Source organism: Bradyrhizobium sp. 1200_D9_N1_1, assembly GCF_052075915.1.
GTDB lineage: Bacteria > Pseudomonadota > Alphaproteobacteria > Rhizobiales > Xanthobacteraceae > Bradyrhizobium > Bradyrhizobium diazoefficiens.
Genome location: NZ_CP197226.1, coordinates 6669801 through 6687629, shown reverse-complemented (window position 1 = coordinate 6687629; position 17829 = coordinate 6669801). Strand labels below are relative to the sequence as shown.

Genomic DNA, 17829 nt, shown 5'->3' with positions numbered 1-17829 from the left:
TACACGTTTCTTTCTGGGCTTGAAATTCGGGTGGGTCAGCTCGCAGCCAGTTCGGCCGGAAGCCGGAATTCGATGTTTTCCTCGCGGCCCGGCAGCACCTGGACCTTGACTGGTCCGATCCGCCGCATCGCTTCGATCACGTCATCCACGAGTACCTCGGGCGCCGAGGCGCCGGCCGTGACGCCGACGGTCCTGGCATCTTTCAACCACTCCGGATTGAGTTCGCTGCCGTCGGCAATCAAATAACTCGCGACACCGGCTTCAGTGCCGATTTCGCGGAGCCGGTTCGAGTTCGAGCTATTGGCAGCGCCCACCACCAAGATCACGTCGACCAGCTTGCTCAAGTCCCTTACCGCAGATTGGCGGTTCTGTGTCGCATAGCAGATATCCCGGATATCCGGGCCTTGAATATCTGTAAAGCGGGCCTGAAGGGCCGAAATGATGTCCCTGGTGTCGTCCACCGACAGGGTGGTCTGGGTGATGTAGGCCACTGGCGTATCCGCCGGCAGCGTGAGGGCGTTAACCTCTTCGACGCTTTGAACAAGCAGCACGGGGGCGGGAACCTGGCCCATCGTGCCCTCGACCTCGGGGTGGCCGGCATGGCCGATCAGGATCAGGGTGCGGCCCTTGGTGATATAGCGCTTCCCCTGATTGTGAACTTTCGTGACCAGGGGGCAGGTGGCATTGAGCACCGGAAGGTCGCGCGCGGCGGCCTCTTCCTCGACGCTGCGGGCGACGCCATGGGCGCTGAAAACGGTCACCGCCTTCGGCGGAACCTCGGACAGCTCCTCGACGAAGATGGCGCCCTTGTTCTTCAGGCTCTCGACCACGTATTTGTTGTGCACGATCTCGTGGCGCACGTAGACGGGCGGGCCGAACTTCTCCAGCGCCCGTTCCACGATCTCGATCGCCCGCACCACGCCCGCGCAGAAACCGCGCGGTTGCGCTAGATAAACTTCCATAGGACGCCCATCACGCAAGTTGCACCAATCCGCTTCAAAGTTCCCGGCGGCACCTCGATACTGACCAATGAGTTGCAATATCCGCACCATTGGTTTCGCGCACGCGGTAGCCACCCACCCCCGTCGGGGCTCCGGCGCATGGAGGCGCAATACTTTGTGTCAAAAAATCGGCAGAAAGGAAAGGTCGGATAGACCTTTGGTTCCCCGCCGGGTATTATAGTATGGAAATTGCGATGAGCAAAATGGCGACATTTGTGCTCACCCCTTCGTCACTTTCCCGCCTCAACTCCCCGGCTATACCGACCGCCCCGCATGATTTTGCCACGGTCCGCGCCGTTTACCTCGAACCTTCTTGCGGCGAGAGCCACTTAAAACAGCAATAGGTTTCGCCCGGGAACTCCGATAAACAGCGGGCGTTTTCGGCAAGCTGTTAACACCAGAAAGAAAAGATGTGCTGCAAAGCGTAGTCGTTGCCATCGTCAGGGCCTGTACCCGGTTTGCCTCCCTCGTCGTCGTTCTCGGGCTCCTGCTTGCGGTGGGGGCCGGCTATTACACGTCCAAGCACTTCGCCATCAACACCGACATCAACTCGCTGATTGCCCAGAATCTGGACTGGCGCCAGCGCGACCAGCAATTCGACCGCGCCTTCGACCGCGACGCGACGATTACGGCAGTGGTCGAGGCAAAGACGCCGGAAATGGCGACCGCGGCATCGGACGCGCTGTTTGCCAAGCTGAAGGACGACAAGACCAACTTCCAGTCGATGCAGCAGCTCGGCACCGGCGAGTTCTTCGAGAAGAACGGCCTCTTGTTCCTGCCGACCGAGGAGGTCGCCAAGGTCACCGGCGAGTTCGAATCGGCGGCGCCCCTGATCGAGATCATGGCGGGCGACCCCTCGATCCGCGGCCTGACCGGCGCGCTGGAGACGGGACTTGCCGGCGTCAAGCGCGGCCAGGTCAAGCTCGACAATACCGCGCGGCCTTTCAACCTGATCGCGCAGACGGTCGAGACCGTGCTCAACAAGGGCAATGCGAGCTTCTCGTGGCGCGAACTCGTCAGCGACGAGCCGCTGTCGGATTCCGACAAGCGCGCCTTCATCGAGTTCAAGCCGATCCTCGACTACAACGCGCTGGAGCCCGGCAAGGGCGCTACCGACGCGATCCGCAAGGCTGCGGCGGATCTGGATTTCGCGACCAAATACCAGGCGCGGGTGCGACTGACCGGCCCGGTGCCGATCGCCAATGAGGAATATGCCACCGTCCAGGAAGGCGCCGTCGTCAACGGCGTCGGCACCGTCCTCGTCGTGCTGCTGATCCTGTGGCTGGCGCTGCACTCGGCGAAGATCATCTTCGCGGTGTTCGTCAATCTCTTCGTCGGCCTTGCCATCACGACCGCCGCCGGCCTGATGATGGTCGGATCGTTCAATTTGCTGTCGATCGCGTTCGCGGTGCTGTTCGTCGGCCTCGGCGTCGATTTCGGCATCCAGTACAGCGTCCGCTACCGCTCGGAGCGCTACAAGCACAACGACCTTTCGGGTGCGCTGGTGCTGGCAGCGAAGCGCTCTGCGGTGCCGCTGTCGCTTGCGGCGATGGCGACCGCGGCAGGCTTCCTTTGCTTCATGCCTACGGACTATCAAGGCATCGCGGAGCTCGGCCAGATCGCCGGCGTCGGCATGCTGGTGGCTTTCCTCTCTTCGATCACCGTTCTGCCGGCAATGCTGAAGCTGCTCAACCCACCCGGCGAGAAGGAGCCCGTGGGCTACGCCTTCCTGGCGCCGCTCGATCACTTCCTGGAGAAGCATCGTGTGCTGGTGGTGGGGGGCACGCTGCTGCTCGCGCTCGCCGGCTTGCCGCTGCTCTATTTCATGAAGTTCGACTTCAACCCGATGAACCTGCGCAACCCGAAGGCCGAATCGATCGCGACCTTCCTCGACCTGCGCAAGGATCCCAACACCGGTGCCAATGCCATCAACGTGATGACGACGTCCGAGGAGCAGGCACGGCAGGTCGAGGCGAAGCTGGAGAAGGTGCCGGAGGTGCTGCGCGTGATGTCGCTCGACAGCTTCGTGCCGCAAGACCAGCAGCCGAAGCTGAAGCTGATCGCACAGGGCGCCAAGGTGCTGAACCCCGCGCTCAATCCCGACCAGATCGATGCCGCGCCGTCGGACAAGGAGAACGTCGATGCGCTGAAATCCTCGGTCGACAATCTGCGCCGGACCGCCGGCGATGCGAAGGGGCCGGGCGCGGTCGCCTCGCGCCGCCTTGCGGACGCGCTCGAGAAGCTCGCCAATGCCGACGAGGCCATGCGCAACAAGGCGCAGGACGTGTTCGTCACGCCGATGAAGATCGTGTTCGACCAGCTCAGGAACGCGATGCAGGCCGAGCCGGTCACCCTGAAGTCATTGCCGCCCGATCTGGTCAGCGCCTGGAAGAGCAAGGACGGCATCATCCGCGTCGAGGCGCTGCCCAAGGGCGATCCCAACGACAACGACACGCTGCGCAGATTTGCGGCGGCGGTGCTCGTTGCCGAGCCGACCGCGATCGGCGGGCCGGTCTCGATCCTGAAATCCGGCGACACCGTGGTGAAGGCGTTCATCCACGCCGGCGTCTACGCACTGCTGGTGATCGGCCTTCTGCTGTGGATCACGCTCCGCCGGTTCGTGGACGTGCTGATGACGCTGGTGCCGCTCCTGGTTGCCGGCGCGGTCACGCTCGAGATCTGCGTGCTGATCGGCCTGCCGCTCAACTTCGCCAACATCGTCGCGTTCCCGCTGCTGCTCGGCGTCGGCGTCGCCTTCAAGATCTACTATGTCGTGGCCTGGCGCTCGGGCAGAACAAACCTGCTTCAGACCAGCCTGACACGCGCGATCTTCTTCAGCGCGCTGACGACGGCGACGGCATTCGGCAGCCTGTGGCTGTCGAGCCATCCCGGCACGTCCAGCATGGGCAAGCTGCTGGCGCTCTCACTGGTGACGACGCTCGCCGCCGTGCTGCTGTTCCAGCCGGCCCTAATGGGCAAGCCCCGCAATCTCAGGGAGTAGGCAGATGTCGCCGACGGGGTCGGCGGCGCCCTTCTGACCGGGCTTGGCCGCCGTGGCGGTTTTCGGGGCCGGCGCAGGCGCTGTGGCGCCCGTCGTGCCTTGGGGTGGTGCAGTGCCTTGGGCTTTCGGCGCCGCGCCGGTGGGCTTCGGCGCGCCCTTGGCCATGGCGTTGGCGGGGCTCAAGGGGATCGGCGGTCCGACCCGGGTCCAGGTTTCGCCGCCGCAGAGGAAGCCCATCACGCAGCCCTTGATCTCAAGCTGGTCGGTACCGGCCGGAGTGATGGTCGCGCTGTAGAGCTGGCCGTCTTTCGCGTTGTAGACCTGTCCTTCCCACTGATCGACGCCGGGCTTCTTCTTCATGTCGATCAGGGTCGCCATGCCCAGCGTCGGCCTGTTCTGTTTCGAGACATCCGGGTTGTTCTCGTCACGGCCGCCAGGCTGCTTTTCCCAGGAAACCGCGCCCCACATGCTGCCATTGCATTGGGCGACACGGATGTTGGCGACGCCGTCGGCGACCCGCCAGTCGCCGGTGGGGTCGGCGGCGAGAGCAGGAGTCAGGCAGGCGTAACCGCCAGCCAGTATAATTCCGGTGTAAAGGGCCAAACGCATGAGTGTTCCTTGGCAGTGCAACATGGTTTAAAGCTGTGCTTGCGAAGATGGTCCGAAAAAGGGCAAAAGGCCGCACAGACCGTTTTCTGTAACGGTCCGTTTCCAGTTGACGAGACGGCCCTCAACCGAAGTATGTAGCGGATGCACAGCCCAAATCCAGACATGTCTCAACTGTTCGCGGACCGTCAGGCCCAGCGCAGTGCCCTGCATAATCGGTATCTGAACGAGCAGTTCGTTCGGGTTCTCAAGACCATCGGCTACGACGTCGGCTTCCAGAAGGGGCAGGGGCAGTACCTCTACGACCGCGACGGGGCGCGCTATCTCGACCTGTTGTCCGGCTTTGGCGTGTTTGCGATCGGGCGCAATCATCCGGTCATGCGCGACGCGCTCAAGAGCGTGCTCGATGCCGACCTGCCCAACCTCGTCCAGTTCGACGTCTCGACGCTCGCCGGCGTGCTCGCCGAGCGCCTCCTGAAATACGTTCCCTATCTCGACAAGGCGTTCTTCGCCAATTCCGGAGCGGAATGCGTCGAGGCCGCGATCAAGTTCGCACGTGGCGCCACCGGCCGTCCCGGCATCGTCTATTGCGCCCACGGCTATCACGGCCTGACCTATGGCGCGCTGTCGCTGACGGGTGACTCGAACTTCCGCACCGGTTTCGAGCCGCTGCTGCCTGGCTGCACCCCGGTCCCCTTCAACGATCTCGCCGCGCTCGAAAAGGCGCTGGCCTCGCGCGAGGTCGCGGCCTTCGTCGTCGAGCCGATCCAGGGCAAGGGCGTCAACATGCCCACCGACGAGTTCCTGCCCGGTGCGGCCGCACTCTGCAAGAAATACGGCACGCTGTTCGTAGCCGACGAGATCCAGACCGGCATGGGCCGCACCGGCCGCTTCCTCGCGGTCGAGCACTGGAACGTCGAGCCCGACATGGTGCTGCTGTCGAAGTCGCTGTCGGGCGGCCACGTGCCGGTCGGCGCGGTGCTGACGCGCAAGGGCATCTTCGACAAGATCTTCAACCAGATGGATCGTGCGGTGGTGCACGGCTCCACCTTCTCCAAGAACGATCTGGCGATGGCCGCGGGCATCGCTACGCTCGATGTCATGGAGTCCGAGAAGCTGATCGAGTCCGCCGCCAAGCGCGGCGCCGAGCTGCGCCTTGCGCTGACGCGCATGGTGCCCGGCTACGAGCTGATGAAGGAAGTGCGCGGCAAGGGCCTGATGATCGGCGTTGAGTTCGGCCCGCCGAAGTCGCTGCGCCTGCGGGCGTCCTGGAACGTGCTGGAGGCCGCCAACAAGGGCCTGTTCTGCCAGCTCATCACCGTGCCGCTGTTCAAGGATCACAAGATCCTCACCCAGGTCGCCGGCCACGGCAGCCACACCATCAAGCTGCTGCCGCCGCTCACCATCACCGAGGAAGACTGCGGCTGGATCGAGCGTGCCTTCGACGACGTCATCGCCGGCAGCCACAAGGTCCCCGGTGCGATCTGGTCGCTCGGCAAGACGCTGGTGGACAACGCGGTGAGAAGGTCGGCTTAGTTGGGCCGTCATTCAGCCGCTTGCGGCCTGTTCACGGTCTCGATGCGGTCAAGTGCCTTGCCGAGATCGCGCTTCGCGATCTGGATGTCATAATCATTCTGAAGATTGAGCCAGAGTTCGGCCGTTGTGCCGAGCGCCTTGGCCAGTCGAAGCGCGGTGTCGGCGGTGATTCCGGTCTGCTCATTCGCGATCCGCTCGATGCGCGTGCGCGGCAAGCCGCACGTCTTGGCGAGCGCGCCAGCGGACATGTTCAGTGGGACTAGAAACTCCTCCCGTAGAACCTCACCGGGGTGCATGGGCTTGAGTTTTTTGGCCATTGTCGCGTTCCCTAGTGATAGTCCACAATCTCGACCTCGACGGGCCCTTGCGGTGTCCAGATGAAGCACACTCGGAACTGATCATTGATCCTGATCGAGTGCTGTCCCTTGCGATTGCCGCTCAGGGCCTCCAGACGGTTGCCGGGCGGCGCCCTTAGATCGCCGAGCTCGCCGGCAGCGTGCAGATAACGCAGTTTCCGGCGTGCAACCTTCACGAGATCGGCTGGAAAGCCTTTGGGACTTTCTCCGTCGAAGACTGCCTCAGTCGTTTTGTCCCGAAACGTTCTGATCACCCAATCAATGTATCATTATCTGATACATTTGGCAATACCCGCGTATCGCGGAATGATACATCATCGAGCCGCTACCCCTCCACATTCACCTTCATCGCCGCCCCGAACTTGTCGACGAACTCGGCGAGCTCGTCGGCGCCGAGATCGCTGACCGCCCAGAAATTCAGGCCGCGATCGCCCCAGCGGCGGCAGTTGAAGCCCTGCATGGTCTGGGTCTTCGGCGGCCGGTGTTCGGTGCTCGAGGTCTGCGACACGAACAGGTTGATCACGTGCTGCCGGCGCCGGTAGACGACGGCGCCGATGGCGCGGGCGTCGATATAGTCGAGCCGGCCGCCGACCAGCGTAAAACCCTGCGCGGTGAGGTCGATCACGGGCGGGGCGACGTCGAGCTTGCCGTTGAACCAGGGTTTGACGGTGTGCTGGTCGGTCGAGATCACGTCGGTGAGATGGCCGGCCTGTAGCGAGCGCAGATGGGCGGAGACGACCTCCGACAGGATGCGCTGCTGGTCGTCCTGGCGCAGCACCACGGCGACGACGCCGGAGGCGGCGAGCGCGGAGACCGCCGAGCCCATCGCAAAGCCGCGCAACACGGAGCGGCGGGTCGGTTGCAGGCGCTGCGGCTGAGGCATCGAGGCCTCGATGCGGGCGCGCAGGCTCGCCGGTGCGGTGTAGCGCAAATCGGTGTCGGCGAGCACGCGCTGCATCTCGCGTTGTGCCGCAAGCTCCGCGGCGCAGGCCGGGCAGCCGGCGATATGGGCTTCGACTTCGCGCGCGTGGCCGGCATCGAGCTCGTTGTCGATCAGCGCGTGAAGCAGGATTCTTGCCTCGTCGCAGGTCATCTTGGATGCTCCTCTTCCGCCGTCCAGGCCGCGCGCAGCATGGCGCGGGCGCGGGCGAGGCGGGACATCACGGTGCCGACGGGGGCGCCGACGGCCTCGGCGATTTCACGATAGGACAGGTTGTTGATCTCGCGCAGCACGAAGGTTTCCTTGAACGGCTCGGCGAGCGTGTCGATCAGCTTGCGGATGGCGCCGGCATCGCGGCTGCGCAGCACTTCGGTTTCCGGGCTTGCCCCGGTCTCCTGCCAGATCGGCGTCTGCTCGGCGGCGCCGGGCGTATCCTCGATCGCGCTGGGCCTGTGCGCGCGACGCGCATATTCTGCGTTGCAGACGTTGCGCAGGATCGCGAACAGCCAGGGCTTCATCGCCGGCCCGCGATAGCTGTCGAAGTGCTTCAGCGCGCGCAGATAGCACTCCTGCACCGCGTCCTCGGCATCGGAGGCGTCGCGCAGCAGATAGCGCGCGAGCGTGTAGACGTCGTCGAGATAGGGCAGCGCCGCTTCGCGGAAGCGCTGCGCCTTCTGCAGATCGTCGGTGGCGGGCATCGCTCCTCGCTTTGCCTCTTGTTCTGCCTGTGGCTTCGTTCCGTCCCTGTGTGTGACGGAACGCACAGGAGCCCGGCCGGCGTGGGACCACCGGCCGGGCAAGACGTTGATGCCTTGGTTGGAGACGTTACTCAACCTTGATCATCCCCGTCATGTGCGGGTGCAACGAACAAAAATATTTGTAGTCGCCCGCATTGGTGAAGGTGAAGGAGAACTTGTCGTCGGTGTCCAGGGTCTTGGACCTGAACTTGCCGGCCGAGACGATCGTGTGCGGGATGTCGTCCCGGTTGGTCCAGGTCACGGTGGCGCCGACCTTGATCTTGAGCTCGGCCGGCTGGAAAACGAAATTGTCGATGTGCACGTCCATGTCGTCGGCCCGGGCGGTTGTTGCGGGCAGCAGGACGGCCGCGGCCAGAGCGAGACCGAGGTCGACGCCGAAGTCGCGGCGATTGAGTGTCTTCATTGTCAGCTTCCATTCAACCTTGGATTCAGCCCTGGAGCGGTGTGTCGATGATCGCGAGCCGCTGCTCGTTCTGCTTGAAGTTGATGCTGGCGACGCCGAGCATCGAGCGCAGCCTTGCGTCCTCGACCTTCATCGGTCCGGGCGAAGGAGCTGCCCCCGGCGCCGGCTGCGGGAAGGCGGTCGAGCGCGCGGTGTGGAAGGTGACGTTGCCTTCGACCTTCTGCATCACCTGGTGGATGTGGCCGTTCAGCACGGTGACCGAGCCGAAGCCCTTGACGTATTCGAGCGCGCGGCCGCCATCCTCGGTGCCCCAGCCCCATTCCGGATAGACGGTCCAGAGCGGGATGTGGGCGAACAGCACGACCGGCGTCGATTTCGACTTGCCGCGCAGGTCGTCCTCCAGCCAGGCAAGCTGCTCGGCGCCGAGATTGCCGAGGCCGCCGGCCTTGAGGTCGACGACGTTGACGAGGCCGACGAAGTGCACGCCGCCGGCATCGAAGGAGTACCAGCCGTGCCCCTTGGTGCCGCGGCCGTAGCGCTCGCGATAGAGCTTCACCTCCTCGTCGATGAAGTCATGCTCGCCGGGGACGTAGTGCACGTCGAGCTTGGTCTGCGAGATGATGCGTTCGGCATTGTCGAACTCGGCGGCCTTAGACAGATGGGTGATGTCGCCGGTGTGGATCATGAACGACGGCTTGGCCGGCATCGCGTTGATCTTGTTGATGGCTTCCTCCAGCGTGCCGAGCGCGTTGGGATTGGCCGGCTTGTCGAAGCCGACATGGCTGTCGCTGATCTGGAGGAAGGTCATGCCGGGCGCGGCCGCGGTCGCGGCTTGCGCGGAATCGATGATGCCGAGCGAGCGCGGCACGCCGCCCGTGATGGTCCAGAGCACCCCGGTGCCGGCCCAGGTCATGCATTCCAGCACCTTGCGGCGGTTGACGCCGTCATCCCCGTGATCGTGTCCGCTCATCGCAACGTCTCCACTTCGCCCGGAATTGGGCTTCGGGGAGGTGATTGGGGGAGGGCGGGGTTTATTCCTGGATGGGATGACGATTTCGTGAAGTCGGAAGGTGGCGCGACTTGGAATGCATGGCAATCTTGACCTCGGAGGTCATTTTCTATGGCTGGGCCCAAAGCTAGGCTGGCCCCATGACAGCGCACCAGCTTCCTTTCGGGATCCTCTTGAGACGTTGGCGCGAGCGGCGACGCCTCACGCAGACTGATCTGGCTCTCGCGGCCAATAGCTCAACCCGGCATTTGTCATGCCTCGAAACCGGGAAAGCGCAACCAAGCCGGGCCATCATCAACCGTCTGACAGACCTTCTCGATGTTCCGCTTCGGGATCGCAACAGATTGCTGCTCGCGGCGGGGTTTGCGCCAGCGTACGAGGAGACGTCGATCGACGGCCTCGAAGCAGCGAGGGCGGCGATGGATCGCATTCTCCAGGCACACAAGCCCTTTCCCGCCTTCGCAGTGGATCGGCGTTGGAACGTGGTGCTTTCAAATGGCGCGCTTCCCCAGCTCTATGAAGGATGTTCGGAAGCACTCCTAGAGCCACCCATCAACGCGATGCGTCTCATGCTGCATCCGGAAGGCATGGGACCGCGAATCCTGAACCTCGCGGCATGGCGCGCCTATTGCTTGAGTGTGTTGCGTCAGCAGATCGAGGCCGGGGCCGATCCCTGGCTGCAAAATCTGCTCGCAGAGGTCGCAGCGTATCCCGCCCCGTCAGACTCGACCACCAGCATGGGCTTCGAGCAGTCCGAGCGGCTAGCCACCCCGCTGCGTATCACGACGCGCCTCGGCACCATGTCCTTTCTGAATACCGTGACCGTCTTCGGCACCGCCACTGACATCACCTTGGCCGAACTCGCCCTCGAAATGCTGTTTCCGGCAGACAACCGTACGATCGAGCTTGCAAACCTGATGCAGTCGGAGCTTGTCGATCAGGCATCGCCGGTCGCTGTCGAGAGGGGACGGGCAGGCGCCAGAGAGCACGTGCTCATGCGCAGATAGCGCCGCCCGATTCTCCACGAGGTCATCTGGTCTTCGGGGAGCGCTTCGGATCCGCCCTAATTGGTTCCCACACGCCGATTTTGCGCTCACTCGCCAGTATTCTCGGGAGAGCATCATGCCACGCGTGCCGGTAGGGACGGTTCAGTTGCACGTTGACGACATCATCGTGGTTGTCCCACGTCTCGTAGAGCATGAAGTGGTTTTCGGACGTCGGATCCTGGTGCAGGACCGCCTCACAATATGTCGTCTCGACCTTCATCGCGTCCAGGACTTCACAGAGGCGCTCCAGAAATTCCTCCCGCTTGCCGGGGACAACTTGAAACTCGATGGCATATGAAACGGGCATGAATCACTCCGCCTTCGTGTCGTCGGACATTGCGATGCGGGCCTGTCAGGCCGGATAGAACTGGTAGTCCTGGACTATCTTTCCAGCATCCGAGACGACAACGAATTCCAGGCCTTTGCCCAGCACGGTATCCGCGTTGGCCGGCAACATCTCCCAATAGAATGCCACCACGTTGCCTTCCCGGCGAGCGCCGGGCACTGCGCGAAAGCGATTTCCCGCATCGCGCACGAATTCGTTGTGCGATTCAATGATGCGCAGCTCGAGCGCATCATGCCCAACGACCTTGCGCGACTCGACATAGTGCTCACCTTGCGGAATCCATAATTCCGCGACTTGTCGCTTCCGCTTTTCAGAGTCCCGCTCGTTCCACACAGCCACATATCGATCGGCAAGCTCGTTCAAATTCATTTTCTGCTTCCTCGTCTTGCGTCACCCGCTGAGAGCGCAGACGCCTGTCCGCGCTGCGCCTGGCCCTCATACCTGCAGGCCGACGGGCGGTCGATGACGTGGGAAGTCAAAAACGAAATCATCCGACCTAAGGACTGGAAGTTCGACTTACTTCGCATCCTCCAAAATCATCGTCGCACCTTTCTCGGCGATCATTGCGGTCGGCGTGTTGGTATTGCCCGACGTGATCGTCGGCATGATCGAGGCATCGACGATGCGAAGGCCGCTGAGGCCGTAGAAGCGGAGGCGTTCGTCGACCACCGCCATCGGATCGTTCGCCGCGCCCATCTTCGCCGTGCCGACGGGATGGAAGATGGTGGTGCCGATATCGCCCGCGGCTTTGGCGAGCGAGGCATCGTCGTCGCCGACGGAAGGGCCGGGCAGATATTCGCTCGGGTGATATTTTGCCAGCGCCTTCTGCTGCATCAGGCGGCGGGTGGTGCGGATGGCGTCGGCGCCGACCTGGCGGTCGTCGTCGGTCGACAGGTAGTTCGGCGCGATGATCGGCTTCTCGTCCGGGCTCGCCGAGCGCAGCCGCACGGTGCCGCGCGAGGTTGGCTGCAAGTTGCAGGCGCTCACGGTGATGGCGGGGAAGCGGTGCAGGGGATCGCCGAACTTGTCGAGCGACAGCGGCTGTACGTGGAACTGGATGTTGGCGCGTGCGCGCGTCGCATCGGAACGCGTGAAGATGCCGAGTTGCGACGGCGCCATCGTCAGCGGTCCGCGGCGGCGGAAGGCGTAGTCGAGCCCCATCAGGCCGCGGCGGAACAGGTTGTAATAGGTCTCGTTCAGCGTGCGCACACCCTCGACCTTGTAGATCGCGCGCTGCTGGAGATGGTCCTGCAGATTGCGGCCGATACCGGGCTTGTCCATCATCACGTCGATGCCGAGCGGCGACAGCCAGTCGGCAGGCCCGATGCCGGAGCGATGCAGCACCTGCACCGAGCCGATCGCGCCGGCCGACAGGATCACCTCGCGCTTCGCGCGCGCTTCGATGATCTCGCCGTTCTGGACGAAACGCACGCCGACGGCGCGGCCCTGCTCGATGATGAGACGGTCGACCAGCACGTGCTTCTCGAGCCGCAGGTTGGGGCGGTTCAGCGCGGGCTTGAGGAAGCCGCGCGCCGAGGACCAGCGCCGGCCGCGCTTCTGGTTGACGTGGAAATAACTGGTGCCTTCGTTGTCGCCGGTGTTGAAATCCGGGATGCGCTTGATGCCCATTTCTTCTGCGGCATCGCCGACGGCATCGAGAACCTCCCACGACAGCCGCGGCGCCTCGATGCGCCAGCCCCCGCCGACGCCGTGATGCTCGCTCGCGCCCAGGAAGTGATCCTCGATCCGCTTGAACAGCGGCAGCACGTCGTCATAGCCCCAGCCGGTCATGCCGAGCTGGCGCCAATGGTCGTAATCGGCGGCCTGTCCGCGCATCGAGATCATGGCGTTGATCGCCGAGCAGCCGCCGATCACCTTGCCGCGGGGATAGGCCAGCGCGCGGCCGTTCAGGCCCGGCTCGGCCTCGGTCTTGAACATCCAGTCCGAGCGCGGATTGCCGATCGCGAAGAGGTAGCCGACCGGAATGTGGAACCAGATCCAGTTGTCGTCGCCGCCGGCTTCGAGAATGAGGACGCGATTTTTCGGATCGGCCGATAGGCGGTTGGCGAGAATGCATCCTGCCGTGCCTGCCCCGACGACAATGTAGTCAAACTCACCTTCGAGCCGCCTTGGCATTCTGCTTCCACCCGGATGGTCACTTGATGTTCCGTCCTAATAGGCAGACGCAGCGGTTCGGGACAAGTCCGGCCATGACGAGAGGGCAGGGCTCCCCCCGATCCGCGGCGGTTAGGTGGACTGCGGCTTGCATGGTAGACAGTCCTGTATTCCCAACAAAGCTTGAGACCATCCATGCCCATCGTGAACCGCGTCGCCGACCTTCAACCCGATATTCAGGCCTGGCGCCGGGACATCCACCAGCATCCCGAATTGCTGTATGACGTTCACCGCACCGCAGCATTCGTCGCGGACCGTTTGCGTGAATTCGGCTGCGATGAGGTCGTGACCGGCCTCGGCCAGACCGGCGTGGTCGGCGTGATCAAGGGCAACAAGCCAGCCGGCGAAGGGCTCAAGACCATCGGCCTGCGCGCCGACATGGACGCGCTGCCGGTCGAGGAGCAGACCAACCTGCCTTACGCCTCGAAGAATCCGGGCAAGATGCACGCCTGCGGCCATGACGGCCACACCGCGATGCTGCTTGGGGCGGCCCGCTACCTCGCCGAGACCCGCAATTTTGCCGGCGATGCTGTCGTGATCTTCCAGCCGGCCGAGGAGGGCGGTGCCGGCGGCGCGGCCATGGTCAAGGACGGGCTGATGGAGCGCTTCGGCATCGAGCAGGTCTACGGCATGCATAACGGCCCGGGCATCCCGATCGGCTCGTTCGCGATCCGGCCGGGCCCGATCATGGCGGCGACCGACGAGGTCGATATCATGATCGAGGGCCTCGGCGGCCATGCCGCGCGTCCGCACAAATGCATCGATTCCGTGCTGGTCGGCGCGCAGGTGATCACCGCGTTGCAGTCGATCGTGGCGCGCAGCGTCGATCCGCTGGAATCGGCGGTGATCTCGATCTGCGAATTCCACGCCGGCAACGCCCGCAACGTCATTCCGCAGACCGCGACGCTGAGGGGCACCATCCGCACGCTGTCGCCGGACGTGCGCAAGCTGGTCGAGAAGCGCGTGCACGAAGTGGTGGCGGGCGTGGCGCAGATCACCGGCGCGAAGATCGACCTGCACTACAAGCGCAACTATCCCGTCGTGAACAACCACGCCGCGGAGACCGAGGTGGCGCGGCGTATCGCAAGGCAGGTCGCGGGCGAAGCCAATGTGCACGAGATGCCGCCGCTGATGGGCGGTGAGGATTTTGCCTATATGCTGGAAGCGCGCCCCGGCGCCTTCATCTTCTGCGGCAACGGCGACAGCGCCGGCCTGCATCACCCCGCCTATAATTTCAACGACGAGGCGATCGTGTTCGGCACGTCCTACTGGGTCAAGCTGGTCGAGGAGTCGCTCGCAGCGTCGTAGGCGCGGCGTCCTTCACCTCGCCCCGCTTGCGGGGCGAGGTCGGATTTTTCGCGAAGCGTAAAATCCGGGTGAGGGGGACTCTCCGCGAGTCCGTCTCTCACCGTGATCGCGGAGGCAGCCCCTCACCCCAACCCTCTCCCCGTAAGAACGGGGAGAGGGAGAGGAGAGGTCTTCAGAAGATTCGCGAGAAGATCACGTAGAGCGTGGCCGACAGCATGATCGCGCAGGGCAGCGTCAGCACCCAGGCCATCAGCAGGTTGCGGATGGTCGCCATCTGCAGGCCCGAGCCGTTCGCGGCCATGGTGCCGGCGACGCCGGACGACAGCACGTGGGTGGTCGAGACCGGCAGGCCGAACACGTCGGCGGCACCGATCGTGGCGGCGGCGACGAGCTCGGCGGAGGCGCCCTGTGCGTAGGTGAGATGGGTCTTGCCGATCTTCTCACCGACCGTGACGACGATGCGCTTCCAGCCGATCATGGTGCCGAGGCCGAGCGCGATGGCGACCGCGATCTTCACCCAGTTCGGGATGAACTTCGTGGCGGCGTCGAGCGAGCCCTTGTAGGCGTTCAGGGTCGCGACCTCGTCCTTGTTGAGATCGTTCTCCTTGTCCTTCATCAGGAAGCGGATCGCTTCCGAGGTCAGGTACATGTCGTTGCGGGTGTTGCCGACGGCTTCCGCCGGCACCTTGTTCAGCGTGCCGTATTTGGCGACCTGGTCGCCGACATCCTTCACCAGCACGGCGAGCGAGGGATAGGTGCCCTCGTTGATCTGATGCAGTGCGATGTACTGCGTCACCGCCGGACGGGGATCGCCGATGATGCTGTGCCCGGCGCCCTTGGCCGAGATCACCCTGGCGGCGGCCTCCGAGGTCTTCTGGAACTGGGCGACCTGGGATTCCGGCAGAGCGCGGTTGAGCGCGTAAGCGGTTGGAACGGTGCCGATCAGGATCAGCATGATCAGGCCCATGCCCTTCTGGCCGTCGTTCGAGCCGTGCGCGAAGCTGACGCCGGTGCAGGTCAGGATCAGGAGGCCGCGGATCCAGAGCGGCGGCGCCTTGTTGCCTTCGGGCGCGGCGTACAGAGCCGGGTTGCGCACGATGAACTTGAGCACCAGCAGCAGCACGGCGGCGCAGGCGAAGCCGACCAGCGGCGACAGCAGCAGCGCGTAGCCGATCTCGGTAGCCTTGCTCCAGTCCACGCCCGAGGTGCCGTCGCGGCCGCGCATCACGGCGTTGGCGATGCCGACGCCGATGATGGAGCCGATCAGCGTGTGCGAGGAGGAGGCGGGCAGGCCGAAATACCAGGTGCCGAGATTCCACAGGATCGCGGCGATCAGCAGAGCGAACACCATTGCGAAGCCGGCGCTGGAGCCGACCTGGAGGATCAGCTCGACCGGCAGCAGCGAGACGATGCCGAAGGCGACCGCGCCGGAGGACAGCAGCACGCCGAGGAAGTTGAAGAAGCCCGACCACATCACGGCGACTTCAGCCGGGAGCGAATGGGTGTAGATCACGGTCGCCACCGCATTGGCGGTGTCGTGGAAGCCGTTGACGAACTCGAAGCCGAGCGCGATCAGCAGCGCAACGAACAAGAGGATGTAGGGCAGGAAGGTCGTGACCCGCGTGCCGGTCGCGTTGACGTCGGCATAGATGCTGTAGGCGACGAACAGCAGACCCGCGGCGAGGATGCCGAAGAACAGGATCATCGTCAGCGGATTGAAGCCCTTGTCGAGATTGGGCCGTGAGGCCGGCTGGATCGGCGCGGGATCGGCTACCGCGCGGTCGAATGCTACATCGGTCATGTCTGGACGCCCCTTAACTTTCAGGTAAGGGTATTGTCCGCGATGGATTTGAAGGCTGGATGACAAGCGGTGGTTGAAAGGCGTTTTCCCGCCCGTATTTAGGCGGCGCGCGCGGATTTCCTCTGCAGGCTGGCGGCGATCTTCAGGTCTTCGACAAAGCGCTGATATTCCAGCACTTTGGCTTCCGGGTCGGGCAGTCGCAGCAGATAGGACGGGTGCACCGTCACCAGCGCCTTGCGGCCGTCGGGAAGGTCGATGAGCCGGCCGCGGGTCTTGCCGATTGGGGTGATCTTGCCGAATACGCTTTGCGCGGCGGTGGCGCCCATCGCGACGATGAGCTCGGGCTGGATTGCCGCAACTTCCCGCTCATACCATGGCCGGCACGCTTTGATTTCCGGTGTTGCCGGCTTCTGGTGCAGGCGGATCTTTCCGCGCGGCACGAATTTGAAGTGCTTCACCGCATTGGTGACATAGACCTTCTTGCGGTCGACGCCGGCTTCCTCCAGCGCGCGGTCGAGCATCTGCCCGGCCGGTCCGACGAAGGGATGGCCGGCGAGGTCTTCCTTGTCGCCGGGCTGCTCGCCGACCAGCATGATGGTGGCGTCTTTCGGGCCTTCGCCGAACACGGTTTGCGTCGCGTCCTTGTAGAGCGGGCAGGCACGGCAATGCGCGGCCTCCTCGCGGAGCGCTTCGAGATCGTTGGCGGCGGCTTTGTGTCCCATGATGGCTTCCGGACGTGGGGAGATCCGTCCGCCGGTCCAGCGTTCGGCATCGGCGAGCAGGGGTCCAAGTATCGATCCAAGTACCGATGCGTCCTGGAGGTTCCTCCGGCGCTTCACCGGCGCGTCGGTCGTCGTCAGCCGGCCGGGCTGGAAATGGCGCCGCCAGGTTTCCTCCAGGCGGCCTGGTGCCGGCCACTCCGTCCGGCTGATTCCGGGCGTGAAGGAGATCGCGTGACCGTTCCAATGGGCACAAACGTCAGGCGTGAGGATCGACCAGGGCATGTCGGCAAAACGACGCGCAAAGAACGGCGCGGCGAATGCGACGATGTGATGCTCCGGCTCGAACCAGGCGGCGTAATGCGCCTTCTGCTCGCGCCCGATCTCGCGGAAGCGGACGAGATCGCGCATCCGCTGTGCATCGCGCTGCACGCTGCCAGCCATCGCGGTTGCCTGCGCCACGTCGGGATCGCTCATCGTTACGAGCAGGTCGTGATCGGCCTTCAACCGCCAGAGCAGGCGATAGAGCAGCGCAAAACGCTCGCCCTCGCGATGCAGGATCGCGATGCGGGCAAGCTCGATGAAATTGGCCGGCACGGTGAACGTGCTCTCGGTCTCGATCGGCGGAAGGCTCGGCGTTTCGGACAGGCCGGGCGGCATCTGGTCTTTCGTCTGGCCTTGCACGTGCCACACCACGTCCGCCGGGGCGACGTGATGCAGCGCGAATGCGCGTGCGGCTTTACGCCAGCCGTCGAAATCGGTCTCGCTGTCCAGGGTGACGAGGTACATGGCACTCGAATCCTCTTGATTCCGCTCATGAATCC

General features: G+C 64.0%; 17 protein-coding genes. 4 read left to right on the top strand and 13 right to left on the bottom strand.

The window, feature by feature from the left end:
* Positions 1-35: 35 nt before the first annotated feature.
* Complete coding sequence (gene ispH / locus AB5K84_RS32095; protein WP_011085791.1) at positions 36-962, bottom strand: 4-hydroxy-3-methylbut-2-enyl diphosphate reductase; 927 nt, start codon at positions 960-962, stop codon at positions 36-38.
* A 451-nt stretch (positions 963-1413) separates the two neighbouring features.
* Between ispH and AB5K84_RS32090 the strand changes: the two genes are divergently transcribed.
* Positions 1414-4002, top strand: coding sequence for an MMPL family transporter (locus tag AB5K84_RS32090; protein WP_011085792.1), 2589 nt, complete (start codon positions 1414-1416; stop codon positions 4000-4002).
* Here the strand turns inward: AB5K84_RS32090 and AB5K84_RS32085 are convergent.
* Positions 3970-4611: a DUF2147 domain-containing protein gene (locus tag AB5K84_RS32085; protein ID WP_441232711.1), complete on the bottom strand. Its 642-nt coding sequence runs from the start codon at positions 4609-4611 to the stop codon at positions 3970-3972. The genes AB5K84_RS32090 and AB5K84_RS32085 overlap by 33 nt on opposite strands.
* 141 nt (positions 4612-4752) lie before the next feature.
* Between AB5K84_RS32085 and hpnO the strand changes: the two genes are divergently transcribed.
* Positions 4753-6144 carry an aminobacteriohopanetriol synthase HpnO gene (gene hpnO / locus AB5K84_RS32080; protein ID WP_011085794.1) on the top strand — a complete coding sequence of 464 codons (1392 nt, stop codon included), beginning with the start codon at positions 4753-4755 and terminating at the stop codon, positions 6142-6144.
* An 8-nt stretch (positions 6145-6152) separates the two neighbouring features.
* On the opposite strand, the gene AB5K84_RS32075 is transcribed toward hpnO, so the two are convergent.
* The 6 genes from AB5K84_RS32075 to AB5K84_RS32050 form a co-directional block, all read right to left on the bottom strand.
* The gene (locus tag AB5K84_RS32075) at positions 6153-6461 is read right to left on the bottom strand and encodes a HigA family addiction module antitoxin (RefSeq protein WP_011085795.1); all 309 of its coding nucleotides are present in this window, start codon (positions 6459-6461) and stop codon (positions 6153-6155) included.
* Positions 6462-6472: 11 nt separating this feature from the next.
* Complete coding sequence (locus AB5K84_RS32070; RefSeq protein WP_011085796.1) at positions 6473-6754, bottom strand: type II toxin-antitoxin system RelE/ParE family toxin; 282 nt, start codon at positions 6752-6754, stop codon at positions 6473-6475.
* A gap of 71 nt (positions 6755-6825) precedes the next feature.
* On the bottom strand, positions 6826-7593 hold the full coding sequence (locus AB5K84_RS32065; RefSeq protein ID WP_011085797.1) for an anti-sigma factor family protein: 768 nt from the start codon (positions 7591-7593) through the stop codon (positions 6826-6828).
* Entirely contained in the window at positions 7590-8138 is a 549-nt protein-coding gene (locus AB5K84_RS32060; protein WP_028172321.1) for a sigma-70 family RNA polymerase sigma factor, read from the bottom strand. The genes AB5K84_RS32065 and AB5K84_RS32060 overlap by 4 nt, the downstream gene beginning before the upstream one ends.
* 127 nt (positions 8139-8265) lie before the next feature.
* Positions 8266-8601, bottom strand: coding sequence for a cupredoxin domain-containing protein (locus tag AB5K84_RS32055; protein WP_011085799.1), 336 nt, complete (start codon positions 8599-8601; stop codon positions 8266-8268).
* Positions 8602-8626: 25 nt separating this feature from the next.
* Entirely contained in the window at positions 8627-9571 is a 945-nt protein-coding gene (locus AB5K84_RS32050) for a metallophosphoesterase family protein (RefSeq protein ID WP_011085800.1), read from the bottom strand.
* 179 nt (positions 9572-9750) lie between these two features.
* Here AB5K84_RS32050 and AB5K84_RS32045 point away from each other — a divergent pair, with 179 nt between their 5' ends.
* Positions 9751-10617, top strand: coding sequence for a helix-turn-helix transcriptional regulator (locus AB5K84_RS32045; RefSeq protein ID WP_011085801.1), 867 nt, complete (start codon positions 9751-9753; stop codon positions 10615-10617).
* 22 nt (positions 10618-10639) lie between these two features.
* On the opposite strand, the gene AB5K84_RS32040 is transcribed toward AB5K84_RS32045, so the two are convergent.
* The 3 genes from AB5K84_RS32040 to AB5K84_RS32030 form a co-directional block, all read right to left on the bottom strand.
* Complete coding sequence (locus AB5K84_RS32040; RefSeq protein ID WP_011085802.1) at positions 10640-10963, bottom strand: putative quinol monooxygenase; 324 nt, start codon at positions 10961-10963, stop codon at positions 10640-10642.
* A 45-nt stretch (positions 10964-11008) separates the two neighbouring features.
* Entirely contained in the window at positions 11009-11371 is a 363-nt protein-coding gene (locus AB5K84_RS32035) for a hypothetical protein (protein WP_011085803.1), read from the bottom strand.
* A gap of 147 nt (positions 11372-11518) precedes the next feature.
* Entirely contained in the window at positions 11519-13138 is a 1620-nt protein-coding gene (locus AB5K84_RS32030) for a GMC family oxidoreductase (protein ID WP_011085804.1), read from the bottom strand.
* Positions 13139-13312: 174 nt separating this feature from the next.
* Here AB5K84_RS32030 and AB5K84_RS32025 point away from each other — a divergent pair, with 174 nt between their 5' ends.
* The gene (locus tag AB5K84_RS32025) at positions 13313-14485 is read left to right on the top strand and encodes a M20 aminoacylase family protein (RefSeq protein WP_011085805.1); all 1173 of its coding nucleotides are present in this window, start codon (positions 13313-13315) and stop codon (positions 14483-14485) included.
* A 172-nt stretch (positions 14486-14657) separates the two neighbouring features.
* Here AB5K84_RS32025 and AB5K84_RS32020 read toward each other — a convergent pair whose 3' ends face one another.
* Positions 14658-16286: an inorganic phosphate transporter gene (locus AB5K84_RS32020; RefSeq protein ID WP_011085806.1), complete on the bottom strand. Its 1629-nt coding sequence runs from the start codon at positions 16284-16286 to the stop codon at positions 14658-14660.
* 98 nt (positions 16287-16384) lie between these two features.
* Positions 16385-17794: a UdgX family uracil-DNA binding protein gene (locus AB5K84_RS32015; RefSeq protein WP_011085807.1), complete on the bottom strand. Its 1410-nt coding sequence runs from the start codon at positions 17792-17794 to the stop codon at positions 16385-16387.
* Positions 17795-17829: the final 35 nt, after the last annotated feature.